We start from the raw sequence: 21,459 nt of genomic DNA on the forward strand, positions 1-21,459 counted from the left end.
AACCCGTCAGCAGGTCCCGGAACGGTGACGACACAGTACGTTCACATCACTGCAATCCCTCTAGACGTTATGATCGTACTCGGTCACGCTCTCTTGACGGTCACGCTGATCGTACAAACAAATCCCGGCGTCGACATCGATATCGGCACGATGAACGGACTCCTCGGGGGCGCGATCACCGCGTTCCTGACCACGCTTGTCGTCGGCGCGATCCTCGTCGCCGTCGTCCCCGAGTTCACCGAGCGGATGATGGGAGACATGCTCGAGGACCCGATCGGGTCGTTCGTATACGGGATCGTCTCGCTGCTCGCTCTCGGCTTGTTGATACTGCTCCTGTTCATCACGATCGTCGGGATCCTGGTGGCGGTTCCGCTCTTCTTCGTCGTGTATCTGGTGTGGGCGATCGGCGGAGCTATCGCCTACCTCGCGATCGCCGATCGGCTGGTCGATCGCGACGACGGCTGGCTGAAGCCGCTGCTAGTCGCTGCGGGAATCAGCGGGGCGCTCACCGCGACCGGGGTCGGCGGTCTCCTTTCGATCTGTATTGGAGCCGCCGGCTTCGGTGCGGTGCTCCGAGGCTATTTCGGATAACGGCGGACTCGAGTGATTTCAGTGCAAACGCGCCGAGACCCGATCGATCACCGGGCTGTGCGCGACGCCCACCGCTCGGTACATCCACCTCTGAACGAGAATAGAGCTGAGCAGCCCACAGGCGAGAATCGTCGGATACCACGTCGTCGGGAGTCCGTTCCATCGTATCCACAGCATGCTGGCGACGCCGGTCGCGGTACACAGTACCGAGACGGCGAGATGTATCCTCGAGACGAGCGGTGCGCGTGATCGCTGATCGCCGGTATAGATGCGTTGTTCGGTCAGTCCCAGTAAGCCCTGAACGACGTACAGCGCCGACATAAACAGCGAGAATGGGTCGAACAGACGATACTGGTTCACGTGACAGTATGGGAACTCTTGTCCTCCGCAACGAGAGCGATAGTTCCGGCGGTCAGTTCGTTCACTGCGAATCGTGACGGCCGGTCCTTTCGTAGTGGGAGCGGACAGAAACGGTCGACCCCGTCACCACGGCAGGTATCGCCGGAGGCGAGCGACCATCGAGGGTTCGTGACGGACTCGAAGTGTCGTCCCGTCGGCGTCAAACACCGCTTCGCTCGCTGGAATCCGCTCTCCGTCCGGCAGGTGAAAGTACTGCTCGCCCGCCGGAACCGTCCCGCCGCTGCTCGCGCCGAACAGCGACTTCGATCTCCCCGTCGGCGCCGAGACGGGTTCGTCGTACTCGATCTCGTACACAGTCTGCCCGTCTTCGGTTAGCGTTCGCCAGTCGACGATCTCGCGGTCCTCGTTCGTCCCGATCATGCTCGCGGACCCGATCGCTTCGGCGCGTAGTGAGTCGCGGTGTCCATGTCGTTCCCTCGATACTCGAGAGAGCAACCTAAAAACTGCGGTGACCGTGACGGGTGGCCGACGCTGTCGACGTCCCGCCCCCTATCCGAGGTCGACCGGATCCACCTTCAGGTACTCCCGAAGGACGACCGTCGCGTACGACCCCTTGGGCAGCGCGAACTCGAGCGTCAGCGGCTCGGTCTCGAGGGACAAATCCGTTCGCAGGAGCATCGCTCGCCGAGTGCCACTCGAGTGAAACTCTCCGGGAAGATCGAAGTCCGCGGGCTCGAGGCCGAGATCCTCGAGGACGGCACGCTCGATTTCGCCCTGCTCGCCGTCGGCAAGGTCCGTCTCGGTGCCGACCAGCGGCGCGGTGACGAACGCACGGCCGCGCTCGCAGTGGCGGGTCACCGAGTCGACCCGGCGCTCGTCGACGCGCTGAAGCCGGTCGGTATCGGGAAGCTCGAGCCCGTCGGGCGCATCGGTATCCGAGAAACAGACCACGTCGCCCGCGACGGGGCGATCGAACGGCAGCCCGCGCTCGAGGCGCTCGCTCAGCATCAGATTGAACGCGTAGGACTGGGCCGCGTGGACGAACAGCCGCTGGAGGTTCGATGGCACCCGCTCGAGGGCCTCCCTGAACTGTTCGGGACCGGGCTCGCCGTCGTACTCGGCCAGCGCGTGGATCATCGAACGCTCGTAGCGGAGGCGGTGCGGGACTCGCTCGAGGGCTTCCTGCCAATCTCTGGTCTCCTCAACGAACCCTCTAGCTTCCTGCGTCCCCTCCGGTTCCGCCTCAGTCGGGTTCCCGAGGTAGGCCATCACCGCACCCTCCCAGTCGTCGCGGGCGATCGCGAGCCCGACTTCGTGCGTGACCGGCCGGCGGCTCCCGAAGCGCTGCTGGCCGAAGAAGTTGGGGACGCCGATCGAAACTGCGGAGCCCTCGTCCGAATCGCCGTCCGTCGCGCCGCCATCGCCGTCCTCGAGCCCGCCGAACTCGCTCAACTCGTCGGTGATCGCCGCGGCGTTCTCCGGGCGCTCGGGATCGGTGACGACGAGTTCGAACTCGTTGCCGGCGAGGTCGCCGAACTCGAGGTTCCGGCCGGCCCGCCCCAGAACCTCGATATCGACACCGTTGATCTCGGGCAGGGCCGCGGGGCCGGCTCCGTAGACCGAGAACAGCTGCGTCGTCACGGCGTACTTGTCCTTCGTGCCGGCCCAGTTGACCCGCTCGCGCGAGATCCCCAACGCGTCCGAGAGCCGCGAGGCGAAGTCGTTGGTGTCCCACCCCTGCAGCGTCGCTCGAAAGACGAGGTGCGGGTAGGCGTCCGTCGGCGCGTCGACGGGCTCCGTGGCGAAGCGCTCGAGTTCGCGCACCCGGAAATCGGCGTCGTCCTCGCGGAGGCGGCCGCCGACGCCGTCCGCGTCGCTGACGTAATACTCCATACCGACGGCCTGCTCCGTGGGGTGGCCTGAGCGCATACTGGTTGGCGTCGATTCGAGTGCCGCGCGTAAATCGGTTCGTTCTCGAGGCGAGCGACGGCCCGCGGATTCGTCGCGGAGCGATGGGATCAGTCCGTCCGCGGGGATCAGTCCGTCCGCGGGATCGACCGCGCACCCAGCGCGAACGCGACGAGCGCGAGCGCGGCAAGAATCACGAGGTTCGCGAGCGCGGGATCGACGCCGGCGACTGCGGATGTCTCCGCACCCGAATAGGTCGCGGCCCGCACCCCCCGCGCGAAGTAGGTCAGCGGCGAGAGGTTCACGAGCGGTTCGAACCAGCCGGGCAGTTGGGAAAGCGAGATGAAGGTCTCCGAGAGGAAGAGCAGCGGGAGCCCGATCGCGTTGCTCGCGGCGACCGCACCGTCCTGCGAATCGGTGTAACTCCCGAGCATCGCGCCGACGCCACAGAAGCAGACGACGCCGACGAGGGTGTAGGGAACCAGCAGCGGGGAGAACGCGATTTCCGCGCCGGTCAGCAGGACCACCAGCCCGAGGATGAGCAGGCTCGCGAGTCCGATAATGGCTGCGTTGACGACGGTCTGGGCGAGCAACCACTCGCCTCGAGTCAGCGGCGTCGTCGCAAGCTTTTCGAAGCGACTCCCCTCGCGGTGGCGCGCGACCTCGCTGCCCATCCGCGACAGCGGCGTGAAAAGGACGACGACGGCGAGGTAGCCCGGGACGTAGTAGGCCGCCGGCTCCGTGAACAGGCCCTCGCCGGTCGGATCGGTGCGGATCAGCGCGCCGAAGATGACGATCAGGATCATCGGGAAGAAGAAGGTGAAAAAGACCGCCGTCCGCCGGCGGATAAACGACCGCCAGCCGGCGCTCGTCTCGGCCCCGACGCGTCCCATCCGGCTCACGCCGTCTCACCCGCCTGCGCGATATCAGACTCGTCGGAATCGCCCTGCCCGCTTCCCCCGCGCTCCCCGCCCGCGAGCCGATCGGTTCGCTCCCGCTCGGTCGCGTCGGCCAGGGTGAGATAGACGTCCTCGAGGTCCGGTTCGGCCCACGAGAGTTCGGTGTACTCGATGTCGCGGGCCTCGAGATAGTCGACGACGGTGCCGATCGCGGCCGGATCGATGTCGCGGACGACGACCGCGCTATCGGGGCCTCGACCCCGGCCGCGCTCCGGGCGTTCGACCGGGTACTCAAGCTCCGCGAAAGCCTCCGGATCGGCCGCCGTTTCGATCGTGAGCCGGCTCGAGCCGCCGTGTTCGCGGACGAGCGCGTCGGGGCTTCCCTGCGCGACGAGCGAGCCGTTGGCGAGCAGGCCGACGCGGTCGGCGAGCCGCTCGGCTTCGGCCATATCGTGGGTGGTCAGGACGACGGTCGTCCCGCCTGCGGCGAGGTCCTCGATTAGTCGCCAGACGGTACGGCGGCCGGCGGGGTCGATCCCGGTCGTCGGCTCGTCGAGGAAGAGCAGATCGGGGTCGTTGACCAGCGCGGAGCCGACGCAGACCCGGCGCTGCTGGCCGCCCGAGAGATTCTCATACCAGGTGTCGCCGGCGTCGACGAGGCCGACGTCCGCGAGGACGTCGTCGGAGTCCCGCGCGTCGTCGTATAGCCCCGCGTAGTAGGCGAGCAGTTCCCTCGCGCTGAGTCTCCCGGGTGGCGAGAACTCCTGTGGCAGCACGCCGAGCCGGTCGCGGTCGACGGCCGACGGCGACGCGTCGAGGATTCGCGCGCTGCCGCCGTCGGGCTCGGTCGTCCCCGTCAGCGACCGGACGAGCGTCGTCTTCCCGGCCCCGTTCGGACCGATCAGCGCGAAGACCTCGCCGCTCTCGACGGAGAGCGACGCCCCCGAGAGGGCCGTCGTCTCGCCGTAGACCTTCTCGAGGTCCGTCGCTTCGACTACGGCTTCCATACCGACGGGTTTCCGCGCATCGCGGGTAAGGGGTTCGATTCCGCCGGCCGGGGTTGCGGGTCGTTGTGCTTCCGTTCGCAACGCGCAGTTCTCACTCGCGGTTTCGCCGCCTACTCACGGCTCGATGCGCCGTTCGCGGGTCACTTCGTTCCCCGCTCACCCCGCGGTTCTCGCTCGCGTTGCTCGCTCACGGCTCGCTTCGCTCACCGTTCGCATTCCCGCGGTTCTCGCTCACTCCGTTCGCTCCGAACCGCGTTCGCTCCGAACCGCGCACGCGCTCTTGCCGTCGCAGGTACAACCGTTACCCGTCCGGTCCTGATACGAGATCGGGAATGACGAAACTCGGATACACCCTCTCGAGCGAGGAGTTCGGCCCGATGGAACTGGTCGATATCGCCGTGCAAGCCGAGGAGGCCGGCTTCGACTTTCTCTCGGTTTCCGATCACTTCCATCCCTGGACATCGTCCCAGGGCGAATCGCCGTTCGTCTGGTCGACGCTCGGCGCCATTGCGACCGCGACCGACGAGATCGAAGTCGGCGTTGGCGTCACCTGCCCGACAACCCGGATCCATCCAGTCAACGTGTACGTGTTTAGCCCGAGCTAATTTCGGTACTGTCTCGTAGGAAGCGTTCAACGGACACGATATGAACAGGCAGCAGACATCGGATACGACTCTCAGGGATGGGCTCCACTGCGGAGCCCATCCCGTTGCCTCTGCTGTCATAACTCGTTGGTGGAGTCTGTGAACGCAGACGATTTCACCAAAGAAGAGCTCCTTTCTCGACTTCTTCAACTTGAACAACAAGTCGAAGAACTTCAACAGGAAGTCGATCAGAAGGACGAGCGGATAGAAGAACTCGAAACACGTCTTCGCAAGTACGAAAATCCGCACACGCCACCCAGTAAGCGACGGTCGGGGACTGACGAGTCCCCGACCTCGCAGGACGACGAAGACGAGAATGTTCGAACCGACGGCGGCACTCCTGGACGGAAGGACGGTCATGATCCAGAGTGGCGTGTAACAGCTGGTCCCGACAAAGAGATCGAAGTCACCCGTGACTGTTGTCCCGAATGTGGCAAACACTTCGACGAGTCGGTGGGCGTCAGCCCCCGACTCGTTGAGGAGGTTCCTGATCCGCAGCCTCCTGAAGTCACCCAGTACAACCGCCACTGCTACCAGTGCGACTCTTGTGGAACAGAAACTGTTGCTACACACCCCGACTGCCCCAATGAGGGGCAGTTCGGGGTGAACGTCATCTCTCAAGCAGCACTTTCTCGGTACGATCACCGCCTTCCCTACCGGAAAATCGCTGATCGCTTCGAGCAACTGCACGGGCTAGAACTCTCAGGCGCGTCCGCGTGGCACGCGACCGAGCGCGCTGCGCGCGCCGGTCGCTACGAATATGAACAGATTCGAAGACAGATTCAGCAAGCAGAGATCGTTCACGTCGACGAAACTGGTATCAAACGCGAGGGTGAGCAAGCGTGGATCTGGACGTTTCGGACGAGAGAGCACACACTGTACGCCGTAAGAGAAAGTCGTGGGAGCGATGTCCCCGCGGAAGTCCTCGGAGAGGACTTCGCGGGAACGGTCATCTGCGATGGGTGGACGGCGTATCCAGCGTTCACCAGTAATCTTCAGCGGTGCTGGGCACATCTTCTCCGGGAAGCCGAGGACATTGCTAGTGACCACGAGGAGGCAGAGCCGGTTCACCGGTATCTCAAACAGATGTTCGTCGGTCTCCAGTCGTGGCTGGAGACCGACCCGAGTCCTCGTGAGAGAGCACAGATGCACCGATCATGCCAGAACGGGCTTAGATCGCTCGTTGAGCGGTCAGTAACCGACGAAACAGTGGCAACACTACTCGGGAAGATCGAAGGAGGGATCGACCACTGGCTCACCTTCGTCGGTGAGCCAGCGGTCTCCCAGACGAACAACGCAGCTGAGAACGCACTGCGTGAACCAGTCGTTCTCCGGAAAATCATCGGCACACTCCGTAACGACCGAGGTATGTTCGTTCACGAGACGCTCTTGTCCCTGCTGGCGACATGGCGCCAGCAGGGACGCAATCCCTACGAAGAACTTCGTCGAGTCGTCAGCAACAATGAGATGATCTTACGGGCTCACGCTGTGCCGGCTGTCGAGACTTCGGGGTAAACACATACGTCAACGTAGCCCACGCCGTCGCCACCGTCGACGAGATGTTCGGCGACCGCTTTACCTTCGGTGTCGGCACCGGCGAGAACCTGAACGAGCACGTCACGGGCGAGCGCTGGCCCGAACACGACGTTCGCCTCGAGATGTTAGACGAGGCGATGGACGTCATGCGCTCGCTGTGGACCGGCGAACCGACGAGCCACCACGGGGAACACTACACGGTCGAGAACGCGCGCCTCTACACCGTGCCGGACGAGCAGCCGACGACGATCGGGAGCGCGTTCGGCCCGCAGACCGCCGAGTGGGTCGCCGAGACCGTCGACGGACTCTGGTGTTCCGGCCCCAAATCGGAGCCGATCGAGGCCTACGAGGACGCCGGCGGCGACGGGCCGAAATACAGCCAACTCCACGGCTGCTACGCCGACAGCGAGGAGGAAGCGATCGAGACGATCTACGAGCAGTGGCCCAACGGCTCGCTCCCGGGGGAGCTCGGCCAGGAACTCCCGACGCCGGCCCACTTCGAACAGGCCGCACAGATGGTCGAGAAGGAAGACATCGCCGAGGCCGGGACCACCACCGAACCCGACCCGCAGGCCCATATCGACAGCATTGAGGAGGCGATCAACGCGGGTTACGACCACGTTTACTTCCACCAGATTGGGGACGAACAGGAGAAGGCGATCAGGTTCTACGAGGAGGAGGTACTGCCCTCGTTCGAGTGAGCTTTTTTCCTATTCGAACCCAAACGCGGAGACGTGACCGGACTCGAGGAGTACTACGACACCCTGACTGACGAGACGGCGACCGAACTCGAGCAGATCGTTTCGGAACGACGAGAGGACCGCTCGCGGTCCCACCGCGTCCGGGTTCGGCGAATCGTCACCGCGCTCGAGTGACCGACGCTCGCTCGCCGCTTCCCCATCCGTTTTGCACCCCGCGGACGAACCCGTTCCCATGGAGTACACCACGCTCGGCGATACGGGCACGACGGTCTCGAGGCTCTGCTTCGGCACCTGGCGCTTCGGAAAGGAGAGCGACGGCACCGTCGAGACCGACCGCGAGGAGGCCCGCGAACTGCTCGACACCGCCTGGGATACCGGGATCAACTTCATCGACACCGCGAACGTCTACGGCGATCCGAACGGCACCAGCGAGGAGTGGATCGGCGAGTGGCTCGAGGACCGCGATATTCACCGCGAGGATATCGTCATCGCCTCGAAGGTCTACTTCCCGTTCGACGGTCGCGGCGAGCCCGGTCTGAACGACTCCGGGCTGGGACGCAAGCACATCCGCGCACAGATCGAGGGCACCCTCGAGCGACTGGGAACCGACTACCTCGATCTCTACTACATCCACCGCTGGGACGAGAACACACCGATCCGGGAAACGATGCGGACGCTCACCGAACTCGTTCGCGAGGGGAAGGTCCACTATCTGGGGGCCTCGAGCATGGCCGCCTGGAAGCTCACGAAAGCGCTGTGGGAAAGCGATGTCGAGGGCCTCGAGCGCTTCGACGTGACTCAGCCGATGTTCAACGCGGCCGATACGGACGACGTGACCGACTACCTAGAGGTCTGTGCGGATCAGGATATCGCCGTCTGTCCGTACTCGCCGCTCGCGGGCGGCTTCCTCACCGGGAAGTACGAACGGGCCGAGGACGGCAGCGTGATTGCGCCCGACGGCTCCCGGGGCACCCTCACCGACCTCTTCGAGGACCGTTACACCAGCGAGACCGCCTGGGGCGTGCTCGAGGCCGTCGAGTCCGTTTCCGAGCAGGTCGACGCCACGCCGGCCCAGGTCTCGCTGCGCTGGCTGATGGAACAGGACCGCTTTACCTGCGTGCCGATCGTCGGCGCGCGGACGTCCGATCAACTCGAGGAGAACGTTGGTGCGGTCGAATTCGAATTGAGCGACGACCAGTTCGAGCGGATCAACGCGGCGCGGGGCGCGGACGGCGGCGACTATCGCTGAACTGGTCACTTGTCGCTGGAACTATGTTCCCATTCTGGGGGAATTCTCCAGCTACTTATCGTTATTAGATCCGAAGTGAGAGTCATGACACAAGATAGAGGCGTGTCCCGACGACGGATGCTCGAGCTAACGGGTGCCACAGCGTCGATCGCGTTCATCGCCGGCTGCAGTGGCGACGGCAACGGTGGGAACGGCGGCAACGGTGGGACCGGCGGTATTGAAATCGATCCCGACACACAAATCGAGTTCGATGGGCAGACAGCCGGCTGGCTCGGCATCGCGCCCGACTCGATCGCAGACGAGGAGAACCCGACGCTCATCCTTCAGGAGGGGGAGACCTACGAGATCGGCTGGACGACCGGCGACGGCGCCGAGCACAACATCGCAATCTACGACGAAAACGACGCTGTCGTCGGCGACCTCGCAACCGAGCGGGTCACCGAACCCGGCGACGATCAGTGGCTCGAGTTCGAGGCCAGCAGCGAGATGGTCACGTACATCTGTGAGGTCCATCCGAATACGATGGTTGCCGATATTCAGGTCGAATAGCGGTGGTGGCGACGACACGAGAGCACGCCAACCGCTATTTCGGCATTGTCGGCAGTTGTAGCGAAGTACAGCGGTGACGTCTATCGTACTCCCGCTCACGGACTGGCAGTGTTTCGTTCGGCGGCGAAGCCTTTCTCCCGAGTTGCTGTCGAGCAGGACCAGCAGGTCCCGTTCTGTCAAACCGAGACCGTGTATACCCACCGCTTTGCTGGGGGACTGGAAACGACCCGGTCACGGATGCAGGGCTTTCCCCCTGTCTCCCGCTGGACCCTTTCACCCGGACATCCCACCATCCTGTCCACCGCCAACCATCGGCTCGAGCCCGATCCGATACTCGGTCAGGTTCTCGTAGCCGTCCTCGGTGACGGCGATCAGATCCTCGATGCGGACGCCGCCGACCGCAGGATCGTAGATGCCGGGTTCGATCGAGATCACGTGGCCGGCCTCGAGCTCGCCGCCCGAGGGCGAGACGCTGGGCTCCTCGTGGATGTCGAGGCCGACGCCGTGACCGGTGCTGTGGATAAATCCCGTCTCCGTGTTCGGATCGCTTCGCAGCGTCTCGTAGCCCGCGTCCTCGATCACGTCGCAGGCCACAGCGTGAACGTCGGCACCCGTCACGCCGGCCGCGACGGACTCGAGCGCGGCCTTGTAGGCCTCCCGCGTGACCTCGTAGCGTCGCCGGGCCTCCTCGCCGGGGTCGCCGCGGGCGAAGGTTCGGGTCATATCGGCGAAGTAGCCCGTCTCCTTGTCCCGCGGGAAGATGTCGATCACGATCAACTCGTCGGGCTCGAGCGGCCCGCTCCCGCGGTCGTGGGGGTCCGCAGCGTCAGACCCGCAGGCGACGATGGTCTCGTCGAGCGCACAGCCGTGGCGGAGCAGGGTGACCTCGATCGCTTCCGTCACGCGTTCGCTGGTGAGCGCCTCGCCGTCGCGGACGAGGACGCCGTCCTCGACGTCCGCGGTGGCGATCAGTTCCTCCGCTCTCGCCATCGCAGCCTCGTTCGCACGCTGGCTCGCCCGGATCTGGTCGATCTCCCACTCGGTCTTCGTCGCGCGGATCTCCGTCACGATCCCCTCACGTTCGACCGTCACCGCGAGACCGTGCTCGCGGAGTCCGTCCGCGGTCCCCGTCGGGAAGTTCTGGGGGACTGCGATCGAGTCAACGTCGTGGTCTTCGAGAAACGCCGCCAGCATACGGATCTTCCCCTCGTAGCGGCCGTACTCGGCCACGAGTTGCTGGTACTCGTACGCGGCTCGACGAGTGACGGAGTCGACGCTCGCCTCCGCGCTCGCGCGACCGTACTCGAGGCCGGAGACGAGCAGATGGACTCCGTCGGCGGTCACGAGCGTCTGAAAGGGATCCGGTGCCGTGAAACCGGAGACGTACCGCTGGTCGGAATCCGAAGCGTCGTCATCGATCAGATAGCCGTCCAACTCTTCGGCCTCGAGAAAATCCCGAAGCGGGGAGAGATCGACGTCGAGGTTCATAGACGGATGTGTGTCAGCGCCGTACATAATCCCGAGGATCCCGGCCGTCGGGTCGAGGATCGGCTCGAACCCACAAACTTATCATTAGCGGTGGTAATTCCCGGGTATGAACCGTCGTCGGCTCCTCGCGACGAGTGCCGCTGTCGCACTCGCCGGCTGTCTCAGTGATTCCGACGACGACGAGCCGCCGACGGGCGCGGGTCTCGTCCGAGACGCAATCGAGACGCGCCGCCACATGCGGTCCCTCGAGGCCCGGCGAACCGTGTCGGTCGACGCCCCGGACGAGACCGTCGAACGGGTCGAGCGCATCGCTCGACGACCGCCGGCCAAACAGCGGATCGAAGTGCTCGAGTCGACCGATCCGGACGTTCCGGTCGGTTCGGTCACCGTGACGAACCGAGCGACGACGTGGGAGTACAACCCGTCATCGGCGGTGGTGGACAAACAGTTCCATCCGAACAAGGTCGACACCGACAAGACGCGCCTCGTTCTCGAGAACCTCCTCGAGGAGTACCGCCTCGGCTACGAGGGGACGGAGACCGTCGACGGCCGCACTGCACACGTCGTCGAGACGAAACCGCCGGTCGACGACATCGGACCGAAGGTCGAGCTCGTCGTCGGAGACACGACGTACGTCATGCCGGTGAACATCATCCGAGACCTCGAGAAACTCGAGGTGGTCCGGACCGTATGGATCGACGACGAGTATCGGTATCCGATCAGGGAACGGAACACGATGCGTGAGGACGGCGAAACGCGCCACGACCTGACCGTCACGTACGAGGATCTTTCGGTCGACGAGGGGCTCGCACCGGGGACGTTCACGTACGAACCACCGAACGGAGTGACCGTCGTTACCGATGGCCGCGAGCCCGAAGGTGTCTTCGAGCGTCGAGGGGCTGCCGAAGCGCACCTCCCGTACGAGCTTCCGGAACCGGACGTGCCGGACGCGTACGCGCTCGATCGGATCACCGTTATCGATCGAGAAGACGAGTACGGTGGGACCACCGCGATGCTGTGGTACAACGATCCGAACGTGGTCGCACGCGAACTCTACGTGGCCGTCCGAGAGTTCCAGCGGTTCAGCCCGACGTCGCCGACGCTCGAGGAAACCGAGGTCGACGGTACCACGGCCTACCGTCGCGACGGCCGAATTCAAACCATTTTCTGGACGTGTGACGACCTGAGCTACGAGGTCTCGAGTCTCACTGACGATACGCCGCTGCTCGAAATTGCGGCGTCGATCGGTTGTTCGTGATTCGTTCGTGAACCGCCTCGGGGTCAAGTGGTTCGAGAGAGCGACGCTCTCTCGTCATCCCGAGAACCTCCGATTCTCGGACGACCCCGAGGCACTCGGCCTGCTCCGCCGGTAGACACCTCTCTTCGACTGCCGTTCAGACAGGAACGCCCCGCTGATCAGTACGGGTTGGGTAGGTGCCGAAGCAACAGCCGATACATAAGCAAGACGTTAGAAATGTGTATTGAACAGAGAGCAGCTATATAGTACGGTAATGGCGTCTCATACGATCTGACCCCGTCCAATAGAAAAGTGATATTAGCGCTTTCGAGCGACGAGTGAGATGCTTTTCACGCCGTACTTCTGGCACGCACTCTGCGCCCGTTCTGAGGTGAACTCGTACTGCGGGTTATCCCGAACTTCGATGAGTTCGAAGCCAGGTGTTTCGATCATCGCCGTGTAGTCGTCGACCTGTTCGGCGCCACCGATACAGGCCGCCCAGAGGTCCGCGTTGGTTTTGATGCTCTCAGACAGTCGTTGCTCGCTGACGATATCCGAGAGTGCTAACCGACCGTCGGGCTTGAGCACGCGGCTCACCTCTTCGAAGACACGATCCTTCTCCGCCGAGAGGTTGATCACGCCGTTCGAGATTGCCGCATCGAACGATCCATCCTCGAACGGAAGGGTCTCAATGTACCCCTGGTGGAACTCGATGTTGTGGAAGCCGGCATCCGCTGCCAGGTTGCGAGCCTTCTCGACCTGCTCGTCGGTCATATCGATACCCGTCACCGTGCCGGTCTCAGTGACATGTACTCCCGCGACGAAGGTGTCCATTCCCGACCCGCTACCGAGGTCGAGCACTGCCTCGCCCGGCTCGAGCTCGGCCAGATCGAAGTGGTAGCCGACGCCCGCGAACGAGTCGATCGACGCGTCGGGAACGTACTCGAGATCGTCGGGGTCGTAGCCAAGACGGTCGACGAGGTTGCGACCCGTCTCGAAGTGGAACGCCGCGTCAACGGACTCGGCGACGTCCCGATACATCGACTTGACCTCACGTTCGAGTTTGTCCGTGTCGAGCGATTTGCTCATCGGTGGTCACCGGTTAGTCGTCGCCCACCACCTCGGCGGGCGCGTTGATGCTCATATCGACGTCCTGGGCGAAAGAGACGAACGTGTAGACGGGTGCCCGCCGCGCCCATTCGTCGATCAGGTCCTGATCGAGACCCTCGCCGTCGATCTCGACCTCGGCAGAGAGGTTCTCGAAGACCGAGTCGGCCTCTTTGAGTTCCTCGAGACTGAAGAGAACTGCTGGATCGAAATCGGTCCGGACGTGCGTCTGAAGGTGGTCGATATCGACGCCGTTCGCGGCGGCGTTGATGCTGATGCCGACGTTGATACAGGCAGCCAGCGCCGACAGCGCTGCTTCGACCGGTTCGAGCCGATCGGTCCCGCCGACCCACCCACCGGCGTCCAATACTTCCTTCCAGGCACCGTAGGGAATCGTGTATTCGCGCGTTTCACGAGTAATCGTCTCACCCCCGAGCTCGTAGCTATCGACTTTCGCCAGACTGTGCGCGGCCGTCCCCTCGTAGGTCGCGGACGCCCCGAGGCCGAACTGGACGGCTTCGGGGTTCTCCGCTGCGTGTGCGGCGAACCCCTCGAGTGTTTCGAGGTCGATACCGTGCAATAGTTGTCGTTCGTCAGCCATCGTTTGTGTCTCCCCCGGTTAGAGCGTTTTTTGTGTCTCCAGCCGGCGAGAGTGATTACGAACCCTGGCGTATAGTAGCTATATCGTGAAAAATAGTCGATTCCTGCCGTTCACGCACCCACTGCAAAAGAACCACCGACTGCAATCCGACCCTCGTCGAGTCCGATCACAGTAAAGTAGCAGTTCGCCTCGTAATCCTGCGGAAAGTGAGTGGCACGTAATCGGTCGGATTGCGTCGCTGGAAGCCTTACCCGACGCTCGTTTGCGGTTCGACGCGGCGTGCATCGGACCTGTAGGTTTCGTAGGCGGACGCCGCCCACTCGCGGACCGCCGGCGCGTCGGTGTCGATCAGTGCGTGTACCGTTCCACTATCCTGCTCGTAGCAACTGATCGTAACGCGTTCGTCGAGCAGACCGATCCCGTATGGAGGGAGGTCATCGTGCTCTAGAACCGTGAAATTGTCCCGTTGCATCATCGCCGAACTGCGATCCGGGTACGTCGAAATGAAATACTCGTGACACTCCGGCCGGTCGATCAACGTCACGTCTACGCCCTCGTCGATCAGTCGGTGGAGCACGTCGAAACACGGATCCATCAGCGCGACTTCCGGGCGAAGAGACCGTACGGTGGTCGTCTCCCGGAGAAGCGACTCGAATCGTCCCACCGGACGATACGGAGCGTCGGGTTCGGCAACGGTTACGGTCAGTTCCGACCACGTCTTGAACGGAAACTCGCCGATAGCGTCGGGGAGCCAGTGCCAGACGTGACGCAACGTTCGCTCGGTTTCGACCCGTTCGATCAAGTCCTCCATCCCGGACGCGATAGCTTCTCCCAGTCGTGTCGCGACGTACTGGTACTCGTCTTTGCGGATCCAGAGCCGGTCGTCGAATTCGTCCAGCGTCCGGCGCATCGTGGACGACGAAACCCCGGCCAACTCGCAGAGTTCGGAGCGGCTCCGGGGGCGCTCCGTCAGTGCGACGAGCGTCGGGACACGATGTTCGGACCGCGCGAGATACGCTATGTCGACGACCGGCGAGTCTCTAGTATACTGTTTCACGTTAACATCCCCCAATGATGGAGGTACGCTACGGAACGTGAAAACGATTGGGTCCTCTCACACGACGCTTGATAGTATAGTAACAACTGCGACTATTTACACACTGATCGCACAGTCCGCGGTTCTCGCTCGCCGTTCGCATCCCCGCGGTTCTCGCTCACTCCGTTCGCTCCGAACCGCGCTCGCTCCGAACCGCGCTACTGTCGCGCGATCAGGTGTGCAGTGACTTGCAGCGGCTACTATAGGTTCGCCGAGGTCCCTTCTGAATTCCGATAAGCGCGGCGCAGTCGCGGAAACACGCCATCACTCGCTCGTCGATATCTCTCGAGACGGGACTAACGGGATCGGTATCGGTAAGGCGGGCCCCCTCCACAGACCGACCATGAACGTCACTATCACGCCCTCGAGCGTCCGCGGGACGGCGCGAGCACCGCCCTCGAAGAGTTACACGCACCGGGCGATCCTCGCGGCGGGCTACGCCGACGGGGCGACCGTCCGCGACGCGCTCTGGAGCGCGGACACGCAGGCGACCGCCCGCGCGGTCGAACTCTTCGGCGGCGACGTCGACCGGTGCGATGACGGCTCCCTCGAGATCGACGGCTTCGACGGCCGACCCGAGGTCCCGGCGGACGTCATCGACTGCGCGAACAGCGGGACGACGATGCGACTCGTCACCGCCGCGGCCGCACTCGCGGACGGTACCGCGGTGCTGACGGGCGACGAGTCCCTGCGCTCGCGCCCTCAGGGGCCGCTGCTCGAGGCACTGACCGATCTCGGCGTTCGAGCCGACAGCACCCGCGGGAACGGGCAGGCCCCGCTGGTCGTCACCGGCCCGCTCGCTGGCGGCGAGCTATCGATCCCCGGCGACGTCTCCTCGCAGTACATCACCGCCTTGCTGCTGGCCGGTGCAGTCACCGACGAGGGGATTTCGATCGAACTCGAGACCGAACTCAAATCCGCGCCGTACGTCGACATCACGCTCGAGGTGCTCGACGACTTCGGCGTCGAGGCGCGGAAGACGGACGCCGGGTTCGCGGTCGACGGCCGGCAGTCCTACCGTCCCGCGGGTGGCGACTACGCTGTGCCCGGCGACTTCTCGTCGATCTCGTACCCGCTGGCGGCGGGTGCGATCGCCGGCACCGAGGGCGAGGGCGTCCGCATCGAGGGCGCTCATCCGAGTGCGCAGGGCGATACCGCGATCGTCGACATCGTCGAGCGGATGGGTGCCGACGTGGACTGGGACCGCGACGCGGGGACGATCGATGTTTCGACGGCCGCGCTCTCGGGGATCGAAGTCGACGTCGAGGACACGCCCGATCTGCTCCCGACGATCGCCACCCTCGGTGCGGTCGCGGAGGGCGACACGCACATCGCGAACGCGGAGCACGTCCGGTACAAGGAGACCGACCGCGTGAGCGCGATGGCCGAAGAGTTGGGCAAAATGGGCGTCGAAACGACCGAGGAACGGGACTCGCTGACGGTCCACGGCGGCGACTCGAGCCTCTCGGGAGCGACCGTCTCCGGACGCGACGACCACCGGATCATCATGGCGCTCGCGCTCGCGGGACTGGTCGCCGACGGCGAGACCACCATCGAAGGGGCCGACCACGTCGACGTCTCGTTCCCGGGTTTCTTCGGGATGCTCGAGGAGTTAGGGGTCGGACTCGAGCGACTGGAGTAAGCTCTCGGAAGCGCCGTCACCGCCTGCTCGTCGGCCACGCCGGTTGCCCTCCGACAGAGATAGTTTTTTAACCCCTCGAAAAATGATTATATACAATGGCAAGCAATACGCCGGTAATCGTTAGCGCTGTTAGGACGGCACAGGGGAGAGAAGACGGTGCGCTCGCGGACGTCCGGAGCGAAGATCTCTCGATTCCGCTAGTCGACGAGATGCTCGCCGAGACGGGCGTCGACGGCGAGGATGTCGACGACCTGATGTGGGGCTGTGCCCAGCAGCGAGCCGAACAGCGGACGAACATCGCGCGACAGATCGCGCTCTTCTCGGAACTCGGCGAAGGGGTTCCGGCGACGACCGTCGACCGGCAGTGTGCCTCCTCGGCGCAGGCGATCATCAGCGCCGCGGACTCGATCGCCGCGGGACGCCATCACGCGGTCATCGCCGGCGGCGTCGAGAGCATGAGCCGCGTCAAAATGGGGGCCGCCGACAGCGGCGAGATGTACCCCGGACTCGACGAGGAGTACGGCATGCGGAACCTCCAGATGGGGATGACGGCCGAGAAGGTCGCCGAGCAGCACGATATCTCCCGGGCGGAACAGGACGAGTACGGCGCACGGAGCCAGCAGCGCGCGGTCGAGGCCACCGAGGAGGGGAAGTTCGACGACGAGATCGTCCCCATCGAGACCGACGAGGGGGTCCACGACGAGGACGAGGGCCTGCGTCCCGGAACGACTACCGAAACGCTCGCCGAACTGCCGACCGTATTCAAGGAAGACGGCACCGTCACGCCCGGTAACGCCTCCCAGATCGCCGACGGCGCGGCCGGTGTCCTGCTGACCAGCCGAGAATTCGCCGATGAGAACGACCTCGAGGTCCTCGCCGAGGTCGGGACCAGCTACGTCGCGGGCGTCGATCCGACCGTCATGGGCGTCGGCCCGGTCCCCGCCACCGAGGGCCTGCTCGAGCGAGCGGACCGCGAGATCGACGACTATGGCCTCGTCGAGATCAACGAAGCGTTCGCCAGTCAGACGCTGTACTCCCAGCGCGAACTCGGGATTCCGGACGATCAGCTCAACGTCAACGGCGGCGCGATCGCGATCGGGCACCCGCTGGGGTGTTCCGGCGCGCGCCTGCCGGTGACGCTCGTCCACGAGATGAACCGCCGCGGGGTCGACCGCGGGATCGCGACCGAGTGCGTCGGATTCGGACAGGGAGCGGCGATCGAGTTCGAACTGCCCTGAGACGCTCACCCTGAGTTTTTTTGGTCGCTTCGCGAACGAAGGCGGTGAGAACTGCGAGCGACAAGCGAAACGAAACGTAGCCGCGGTGGTGTGCGGCGACTCCGTTCGAACTGCCCGGAGCGGGTCACTCGTGTAGTTCTCGGATTCGGTTTTCGAGACGCTCCAGGACGCTGAAAAGGACCCCGAGGTGATGGGCTAACTCGAGCGACGAGGATTCGACAGGTGACGACGCGTCCGGGGGAGGATGGTAATGCTCCCGAGGGGCGGTCGGTTTCGGATGTCGATCCCATCGGCACTGCCAGGTTCGGTCTTCGTGCGTCTCGAGATACTGAATCGTATAGTCTCCGCCGACGAACCAGCGTACGTCGAAGCGACTTTCACTCACGGCTGCTGGATACCGCGTCTCGTCGAGCCGGAGTTCGAGGACCCTCGGGGAGAGTGAATCGGGTCGAAACTCCCAGTTCGAAACGAGCGAATGCGTGGCTGTCCGCTGTGCGAGTACCTCGAGCGTCGGGACATCGAGTGGACCGCTCGGTCCCTCTTCTCGTTCGGCCACGTTTCAAACCTTCACCTGACCGTCAGAGGACGACTCCGCTCGCTGGACGGCCCGTTTCAGGAGTGTGATGTCCCGTCGGGTCGTCCGCCACTCCGTGAGGTCCTCCCAGCGGTCGTGGAGGGTCTCGTGATCCTCGATCGAGTCGTCTGCGACGACGGCATCCGGATCGGGGACGCCGTATTTCTCCTGGAGTTTCCGATCCGCTTCGATGAGGTCCTCGAGGCGAGCGCGAAGGTCGCTCGCGCTGTGGTCGCGTGCGAGCGTCTCGATGCGTTTCCACCGAAAGTACGATGGATTCCGCTGGTACAGTGCCGGCCGCTCGTTCGATCGGTCCGCGATTCCCATCTCGGCGAGTTGCTCGAGCGCTCGACGAGCACCGTTTTCGGAACAGTCTGCCCATGCTGCGAACTGCTGTGCAGACACGGGTTCGGTGGTTCCGACGAGGACGTCGTAGACTCGCTGAAACGTCGTCCGATCCGTCTTCCACCCTTCCGTCGGCGGCTCCGCGGGCGCTGGACGATCCGTCATTGTCTCGACTTCGAGCGACTAACTCATATATCTTCTCTCGAGAATAGATATGCGCGCTACTGCCCGGTATACCGAAAATAGATAGGTGAAACTGTCTCTCCGAGAACGTTCTCGAGAACGGGGGAGCGCTCGAAGAGCGTCTGCCCGTCGAGCGTTTCCAAAGCGAAACACGGGTAACATCTCCCCTCCCCGGCGTGAACGCCGGGGAGGATGTCATGAGACGTCGTACGTCGTCTCGAGATACGTAACGAGTTCGTCGACCATCGACGGGTCGTACGTCCAGAAGCCGTAGAATTCGCCGTCTCGTCGTTCCTCGGCGAGTAACGCACAGGATTCCATCTCGGTGTCACCGCCATCGAACGCCACGAACCAGAACTCGCCGAGCTCGCTGCCCGGTTTGGACACGACCGTCATGCCGTCGAGCGCCGCTCTGTTCCACGCGTCGTTGAGGAAGACTGCCACCGCGAGCGAGCCGTGGCTCCCCAGTCGTTCGTAGACCGCAGTCTGTGCGGCGAGCGCCGCCGCTCGCTGGAACCCCGTATACAGCCGGCCGGAACCGACGCGCCACGCCCGCTCTTCGATTTCGCGAGCTGTGGCCACCATCTGACGGCGATCGTAGGTGGTAAACAGCGTGTTCTCGAGGAAATCGAACAGTTCCGCTCGGTCGTAATCGGCGTCGGCGAGTTCCCAGGGCGGATGGATTTGTGGCGAGAGAATCGCGCGAAACTGGTCGATCCCCAGCGCGCCGCGGAACTCGCCGTCGGCGCTCCGAACGATCACGAACCCCGAATCGTCGAGCGAGCCGAGCGATCGGTGGACCACGTCGACGTTCCGCGTCTCGAACTGGCGTCCGAGTTCCGCGCTGATCGCGTCGTCGTCCGCGTAGACCTCGAGCGTTTTCCGCTGTCGTTCGATCCGCTCGATGAGGGTTCCGAGCGAGTTCATGGCGGTGGATCGGTTACTCCCATGGCGTCGGTGACTGCGGTCGGGATCGCTGCGTCGGTGACGGCGTTCGTCCCGGAGTCGAACGCGATGAACCCCAGTGCGTCGATCCGGGGGAGTATCGCGTGATACAACCGAATTCGGATCGGATTCCGATCGGCCGGCGTCGCGATCGTCGCTCGGTCGCTCGCGTCCTTGGCCGCGAGGACGTCCGCGAGCTCCTCGACCGTCGGCGTCGGGTTGTCGTGAAGATAGATGAGCGCGTAGCGGGCGTGCCGATCCGCGAGCAGACGGAATACGTCATCGACCGGGAGCTCACCGGCCGCTGTGTCGAGGGCGAACGGGTCGGGTTCGAACTCGTCGTTGCCCATTCGGTTATCGTACGAGATCTGTACTGAAATAGCTGTACGGTGATGGGGCGCTCGAGCGAGTTCGATTACGGCCAGTCGACCGTTTCGCCGGAGCCGGCGGCGATAGAGACGGTGCCGCTGTCGACGGGGATACCGCTTTGATTGGAGACGGAGACGGTGACGTCGTACGTGTCCCCGTTGACACCGCCCTGTCGGTTATTCGCCGACGGATAGCTGACTGTCCCGGTCGGTGCCGCATCGTTCGTTTCCGTGGCATCCGACCAGGCGTGTTCGGTGTTGTCGAAACCGACGGTGACCTCCCCGAATTCCTCGCCCGGATCGACTTCGTAATCGACGGTGAACCGATTGTTCGTATGCAGGACGTCGTTCGTGACGGTGAATCCGACGAGCGTCGGATCGCCTTCGTCAGCGAGATCGTCGCCCGGCGGGTTCGAACCGTCGGCGGTCGTCGTGACCACCGTGGAACAATCGGTGACCTCGCCGGAGGCGTCGTAGACCCGAAACCGGAACTCGTAGGTATCGCCGGCAGCGCCACCGTCAGTGCCCCCTCCCGGCGGATACGAGACGGTCTGCTCCGGGCCACTCTCGGTGTACGTCGTCGTGCCGATGTGACCGGCGTCGAGGTTCTCGACCTCGAGCTCCACCCGGTCGAAGTTCGGAAGTCGGCTCACGCGGTAGGAGATCGTAAACGCGGCGTTGGTGTTCCGCGAATCGTCACGAATTTGGTGTTTGAACGCCGGACCAGCGGTGACCGTAACGCGGCGTTCCAGTGAGACGCTCAGCGTCTCGTTCGATGCGACGACGTCGAACGCCAGCGCGTCGCTCCCGGTCGGGCTGTCGGCATCGACGGAGACGAAGACGGACCGAGTCGCTCCGCTCTCGATCGAGAGGGCGGACGGCGAGAGCGTCCCCTGACCGGAGTTCGAGAGCGAAAGCGAGACGTCGATTGTGTCGCTCGTGTTATTCGTCAGGGCGACCATATTCTGGTCGGCCGTACCGGCCCGCACCGACGAAGCGATGTCGAGTCCGAGCAACGCGCTGCCGTCCTCGGTCGCGTTCATCGAGACGGCCCGGCTCGCGCCGAGCTGTGAGAACGCTCCCGTCCCACCGAAAAGCAAGAGTCCGCCGCCGACGAGCGATCCCGTCGCGAGAAACCGGCGTCTCGTACTCCCCCCTCGAGATCGCCGACGGCGTCGTCCCATTAAATAC

General features: G+C 64.0%; 22 protein-coding genes and 2 pseudogenes. 10 read left to right on the forward strand and 14 right to left on the reverse strand.

Going from position 1 to position 21,459, the window contains the following annotated elements; all coding sequences use genetic code 11:
• Window positions 1-69 precede the first annotated feature (69 nt).
• Window positions 70-591 carry a DUF8173 domain-containing protein gene (locus tag CP556_RS01935; protein ID WP_098724086.1) on the forward strand — a complete coding sequence of 174 codons (522 nt, stop codon included), beginning with the start codon at window positions 70-72 and terminating at the stop codon, window positions 589-591.
• An 18-nt stretch (window positions 592-609) separates the two neighbouring features.
• Here the strand turns inward: CP556_RS01935 and CP556_RS01940 are convergent, their stop codons facing one another.
• The 5 genes from CP556_RS01940 to CP556_RS01960 form a co-directional block, all read right to left on the reverse strand.
• Window positions 610-912 (reverse strand): hypothetical protein, encoded by a 303-nt coding sequence (locus CP556_RS01940; protein WP_255291384.1) that lies wholly within the window; start codon window positions 910-912, stop codon window positions 610-612.
• A 162-nt stretch (window positions 913-1,074) separates the two neighbouring features.
• Window positions 1,075-1,371 carry a hypothetical protein gene (locus CP556_RS01945; RefSeq protein ID WP_098724087.1) on the reverse strand — a complete coding sequence of 99 codons (297 nt, stop codon included), beginning with the start codon at window positions 1,369-1,371 and terminating at the stop codon, window positions 1,075-1,077.
• 129 nt (window positions 1,372-1,500) lie between these two features.
• Entirely contained in the window at window positions 1,501-2,880 is a 1,380-nt protein-coding gene (gene truD / locus CP556_RS01950; protein WP_098724088.1) for a tRNA pseudouridine(13) synthase TruD, read from the reverse strand.
• 107 nt (window positions 2,881-2,987) lie between these two features.
• Window positions 2,988-3,761 carry an ABC transporter permease gene (locus CP556_RS01955; protein ID WP_098724089.1) on the reverse strand — a complete coding sequence of 258 codons (774 nt, stop codon included), beginning with the start codon at window positions 3,759-3,761 and terminating at the stop codon, window positions 2,988-2,990.
• Window positions 3,758-4,765 (reverse strand): ABC transporter ATP-binding protein, encoded by a 1,008-nt coding sequence (locus tag CP556_RS01960; RefSeq protein ID WP_098724090.1) that lies wholly within the window; start codon window positions 4,763-4,765, stop codon window positions 3,758-3,760. The genes CP556_RS01955 and CP556_RS01960 overlap by 4 nt, the downstream gene beginning before the upstream one ends.
• 332 nt (window positions 4,766-5,097) lie before the next feature.
• Between CP556_RS01960 and CP556_RS01965 the strand changes: the two are divergent.
• The 6 genes and pseudogenes from CP556_RS01965 to CP556_RS01985 form a co-directional block, all read left to right on the forward strand.
• A pseudogene (locus CP556_RS01965) lies at window positions 5,098-5,349 on the forward strand (LLM class flavin-dependent oxidoreductase); the annotation flags it as partial.
• A gap of 159 nt (window positions 5,350-5,508) precedes the next feature.
• The gene (gene tnpC / locus CP556_RS01970) at window positions 5,509-6,924 is read left to right on the forward strand and encodes an IS66 family transposase (protein WP_098727245.1); all 1,416 of its coding nucleotides are present in this window, start codon (window positions 5,509-5,511) and stop codon (window positions 6,922-6,924) included.
• An 8-nt stretch (window positions 6,925-6,932) separates the two neighbouring features.
• Window positions 6,933-7,646 (forward strand): annotated as a pseudogene (locus tag CP556_RS01975) (TIGR03557 family F420-dependent LLM class oxidoreductase); the annotation flags it as partial.
• Between the two features lie 33 nt (window positions 7,647-7,679).
• Window positions 7,680-7,820 (forward strand): hypothetical protein, encoded by a 141-nt coding sequence (locus CP556_RS25740; protein WP_176548097.1) that lies wholly within the window; start codon window positions 7,680-7,682, stop codon window positions 7,818-7,820.
• A gap of 58 nt (window positions 7,821-7,878) precedes the next feature.
• On the forward strand, window positions 7,879-8,895 hold the full coding sequence (locus CP556_RS01980; protein ID WP_098724091.1) for an aldo/keto reductase: 1,017 nt from the start codon (window positions 7,879-7,881) through the stop codon (window positions 8,893-8,895).
• Window positions 8,896-8,979: 84 nt separating this feature from the next.
• A complete protein-coding gene (locus tag CP556_RS01985) occupies window positions 8,980-9,444 on the forward strand; it encodes a cupredoxin domain-containing protein (protein ID WP_255291385.1) in 465 nt (154 codons plus the stop codon).
• A 273-nt stretch (window positions 9,445-9,717) separates the two neighbouring features.
• Here the strand turns inward: CP556_RS01985 and CP556_RS01990 are convergent, their stop codons facing one another.
• On the reverse strand, window positions 9,718-10,932 hold the full coding sequence (locus CP556_RS01990) for a M24 family metallopeptidase (protein ID WP_098724093.1): 1,215 nt from the start codon (window positions 10,930-10,932) through the stop codon (window positions 9,718-9,720).
• A gap of 106 nt (window positions 10,933-11,038) precedes the next feature.
• Here CP556_RS01990 and CP556_RS01995 point away from each other — a divergent pair, with 106 nt between their 5' ends.
• Window positions 11,039-12,190 (forward strand): LolA family protein, encoded by a 1,152-nt coding sequence (locus CP556_RS01995; RefSeq protein ID WP_098724094.1) that lies wholly within the window; start codon window positions 11,039-11,041, stop codon window positions 12,188-12,190.
• Between the two features lie 297 nt (window positions 12,191-12,487).
• On the opposite strand, the gene CP556_RS02000 is transcribed toward CP556_RS01995, so the two are convergent.
• The 3 genes from CP556_RS02000 to CP556_RS02010 form a co-directional block, all read right to left on the reverse strand.
• Complete coding sequence (locus tag CP556_RS02000; RefSeq protein ID WP_098724095.1) at window positions 12,488-13,258, reverse strand: methyltransferase domain-containing protein; 771 nt, start codon at window positions 13,256-13,258, stop codon at window positions 12,488-12,490.
• A gap of 13 nt (window positions 13,259-13,271) precedes the next feature.
• Window positions 13,272-13,877, reverse strand: a complete 606-nt coding sequence (locus tag CP556_RS02005; protein WP_098724096.1) for an OsmC family protein — start codon at window positions 13,875-13,877, stop codon at window positions 13,272-13,274.
• A gap of 247 nt (window positions 13,878-14,124) precedes the next feature.
• Window positions 14,125-14,934 (reverse strand): helix-turn-helix transcriptional regulator, encoded by an 810-nt coding sequence (locus tag CP556_RS02010; RefSeq protein WP_176548098.1) that lies wholly within the window; start codon window positions 14,932-14,934, stop codon window positions 14,125-14,127.
• Between the two features lie 382 nt (window positions 14,935-15,316).
• Between CP556_RS02010 and aroA the strand changes: the two genes are divergently transcribed.
• On the forward strand, window positions 15,317-16,615 hold the full coding sequence (gene aroA / locus CP556_RS02015; protein WP_098724097.1) for a 3-phosphoshikimate 1-carboxyvinyltransferase: 1,299 nt from the start codon (window positions 15,317-15,319) through the stop codon (window positions 16,613-16,615).
• A 95-nt stretch (window positions 16,616-16,710) separates the two neighbouring features.
• Window positions 16,711-17,853: a thiolase family protein gene (locus CP556_RS02020; RefSeq protein ID WP_098724098.1), complete on the forward strand. Its 1,143-nt coding sequence runs from the start codon at window positions 16,711-16,713 to the stop codon at window positions 17,851-17,853.
• A gap of 124 nt (window positions 17,854-17,977) precedes the next feature.
• Here CP556_RS02020 and CP556_RS27500 read toward each other — a convergent pair whose 3' ends face one another.
• From CP556_RS27500 to CP556_RS02045, 5 genes are all read right to left on the reverse strand, one after another.
• Window positions 17,978-18,409: a toxin-antitoxin system TumE family protein gene (locus tag CP556_RS27500; RefSeq protein WP_098724099.1), complete on the reverse strand. Its 432-nt coding sequence runs from the start codon at window positions 18,407-18,409 to the stop codon at window positions 17,978-17,980.
• A 3-nt stretch (window positions 18,410-18,412) separates the two neighbouring features.
• Window positions 18,413-18,937, reverse strand: a complete 525-nt coding sequence (locus tag CP556_RS02030) for a DUF7342 family protein (RefSeq protein WP_098724100.1) — start codon at window positions 18,935-18,937, stop codon at window positions 18,413-18,415.
• 213 nt (window positions 18,938-19,150) lie between these two features.
• Complete coding sequence (locus tag CP556_RS02035) at window positions 19,151-19,882, reverse strand: DICT sensory domain-containing protein (RefSeq protein WP_098724101.1); 732 nt, start codon at window positions 19,880-19,882, stop codon at window positions 19,151-19,153.
• On the reverse strand, window positions 19,879-20,250 hold the full coding sequence (locus CP556_RS02040; protein WP_098724102.1) for a DUF7344 domain-containing protein: 372 nt from the start codon (window positions 20,248-20,250) through the stop codon (window positions 19,879-19,881). Before CP556_RS02040 ends, CP556_RS02035 begins: the two co-directional genes overlap by 4 nt.
• A gap of 65 nt (window positions 20,251-20,315) precedes the next feature.
• Window positions 20,316-21,452, reverse strand: coding sequence for a hypothetical protein (locus tag CP556_RS02045; RefSeq protein WP_098724103.1), 1,137 nt, complete (start codon window positions 21,450-21,452; stop codon window positions 20,316-20,318).
• Window positions 21,453-21,459 lie beyond the last annotated feature (7 nt).

This window comes from Natrinema sp. CBA1119 (assembly GCF_002572525.1).
Classification (GTDB): Archaea; Halobacteriota; Halobacteria; order Halobacteriales; family Natrialbaceae; genus Natrinema.

Bases quoted from the DNA above. Each gene is read 5' to 3' on its own strand.
- CP556_RS01985 (WP_255291385.1), top strand. From the start codon at position 8,980: ATGACACAAGATAGAGGCGTGTCCCGACGACGGATGCTCGAGCTAACG.
- CP556_RS02030 (WP_098724100.1), bottom strand. From the start codon at position 18,937: ATGACGGATCGTCCAGCGCCCGCGGAGCCGCCGACGGAAGGGTGGAAG.
- CP556_RS02040 (WP_098724102.1), bottom strand. From the start codon at position 20,250: ATGGGCAACGACGAGTTCGAACCCGACCCGTTCGCCCTCGACACAGCG.
- CP556_RS01940 (WP_255291384.1), bottom strand. From the start codon at position 912: ATGTCGGCGCTGTACGTCGTTCAGGGCTTACTGGGACTGACCGAACAA.
- CP556_RS02020 (WP_098724098.1), top strand. From the start codon at position 16,711: ATGGCAAGCAATACGCCGGTAATCGTTAGCGCTGTTAGGACGGCACAG.
- CP556_RS01990 (WP_098724093.1), bottom strand. From the start codon at position 10,932: ATGAACCTCGACGTCGATCTCTCCCCGCTTCGGGATTTTCTCGAGGCC.
- CP556_RS02035 (WP_098724101.1), bottom strand. From the start codon at position 19,882: ATGAACTCGCTCGGAACCCTCATCGAGCGGATCGAACGACAGCGGAAA.
- CP556_RS02045 (WP_098724103.1), bottom strand. From the start codon at position 21,452: ATGGGACGACGCCGTCGGCGATCTCGAGGGGGGAGTACGAGACGCCGG.
- truD (WP_098724088.1), bottom strand. From the start codon at position 2,880: ATGCGCTCAGGCCACCCCACGGAGCAGGCCGTCGGTATGGAGTATTAC.
- CP556_RS01945 (WP_098724087.1), bottom strand. From the start codon at position 1,371: ATGATCGGGACGAACGAGGACCGCGAGATCGTCGACTGGCGAACGCTA.
- aroA (WP_098724097.1), top strand. From the start codon at position 15,317: ATGAACGTCACTATCACGCCCTCGAGCGTCCGCGGGACGGCGCGAGCA.
- CP556_RS01980 (WP_098724091.1), top strand. From the start codon at position 7,879: ATGGAGTACACCACGCTCGGCGATACGGGCACGACGGTCTCGAGGCTC.
- CP556_RS01935 (WP_098724086.1), top strand. From the start codon at position 70: ATGATCGTACTCGGTCACGCTCTCTTGACGGTCACGCTGATCGTACAA.
- CP556_RS02000 (WP_098724095.1), bottom strand. From the start codon at position 13,258: ATGAGCAAATCGCTCGACACGGACAAACTCGAACGTGAGGTCAAGTCG.
- CP556_RS02005 (WP_098724096.1), bottom strand. From the start codon at position 13,877: ATGGCTGACGAACGACAACTATTGCACGGTATCGACCTCGAAACACTC.
- CP556_RS01960 (WP_098724090.1), bottom strand. From the start codon at position 4,765: ATGGAAGCCGTAGTCGAAGCGACGGACCTCGAGAAGGTCTACGGCGAG.
- CP556_RS01995 (WP_098724094.1), top strand. From the start codon at position 11,039: ATGAACCGTCGTCGGCTCCTCGCGACGAGTGCCGCTGTCGCACTCGCC.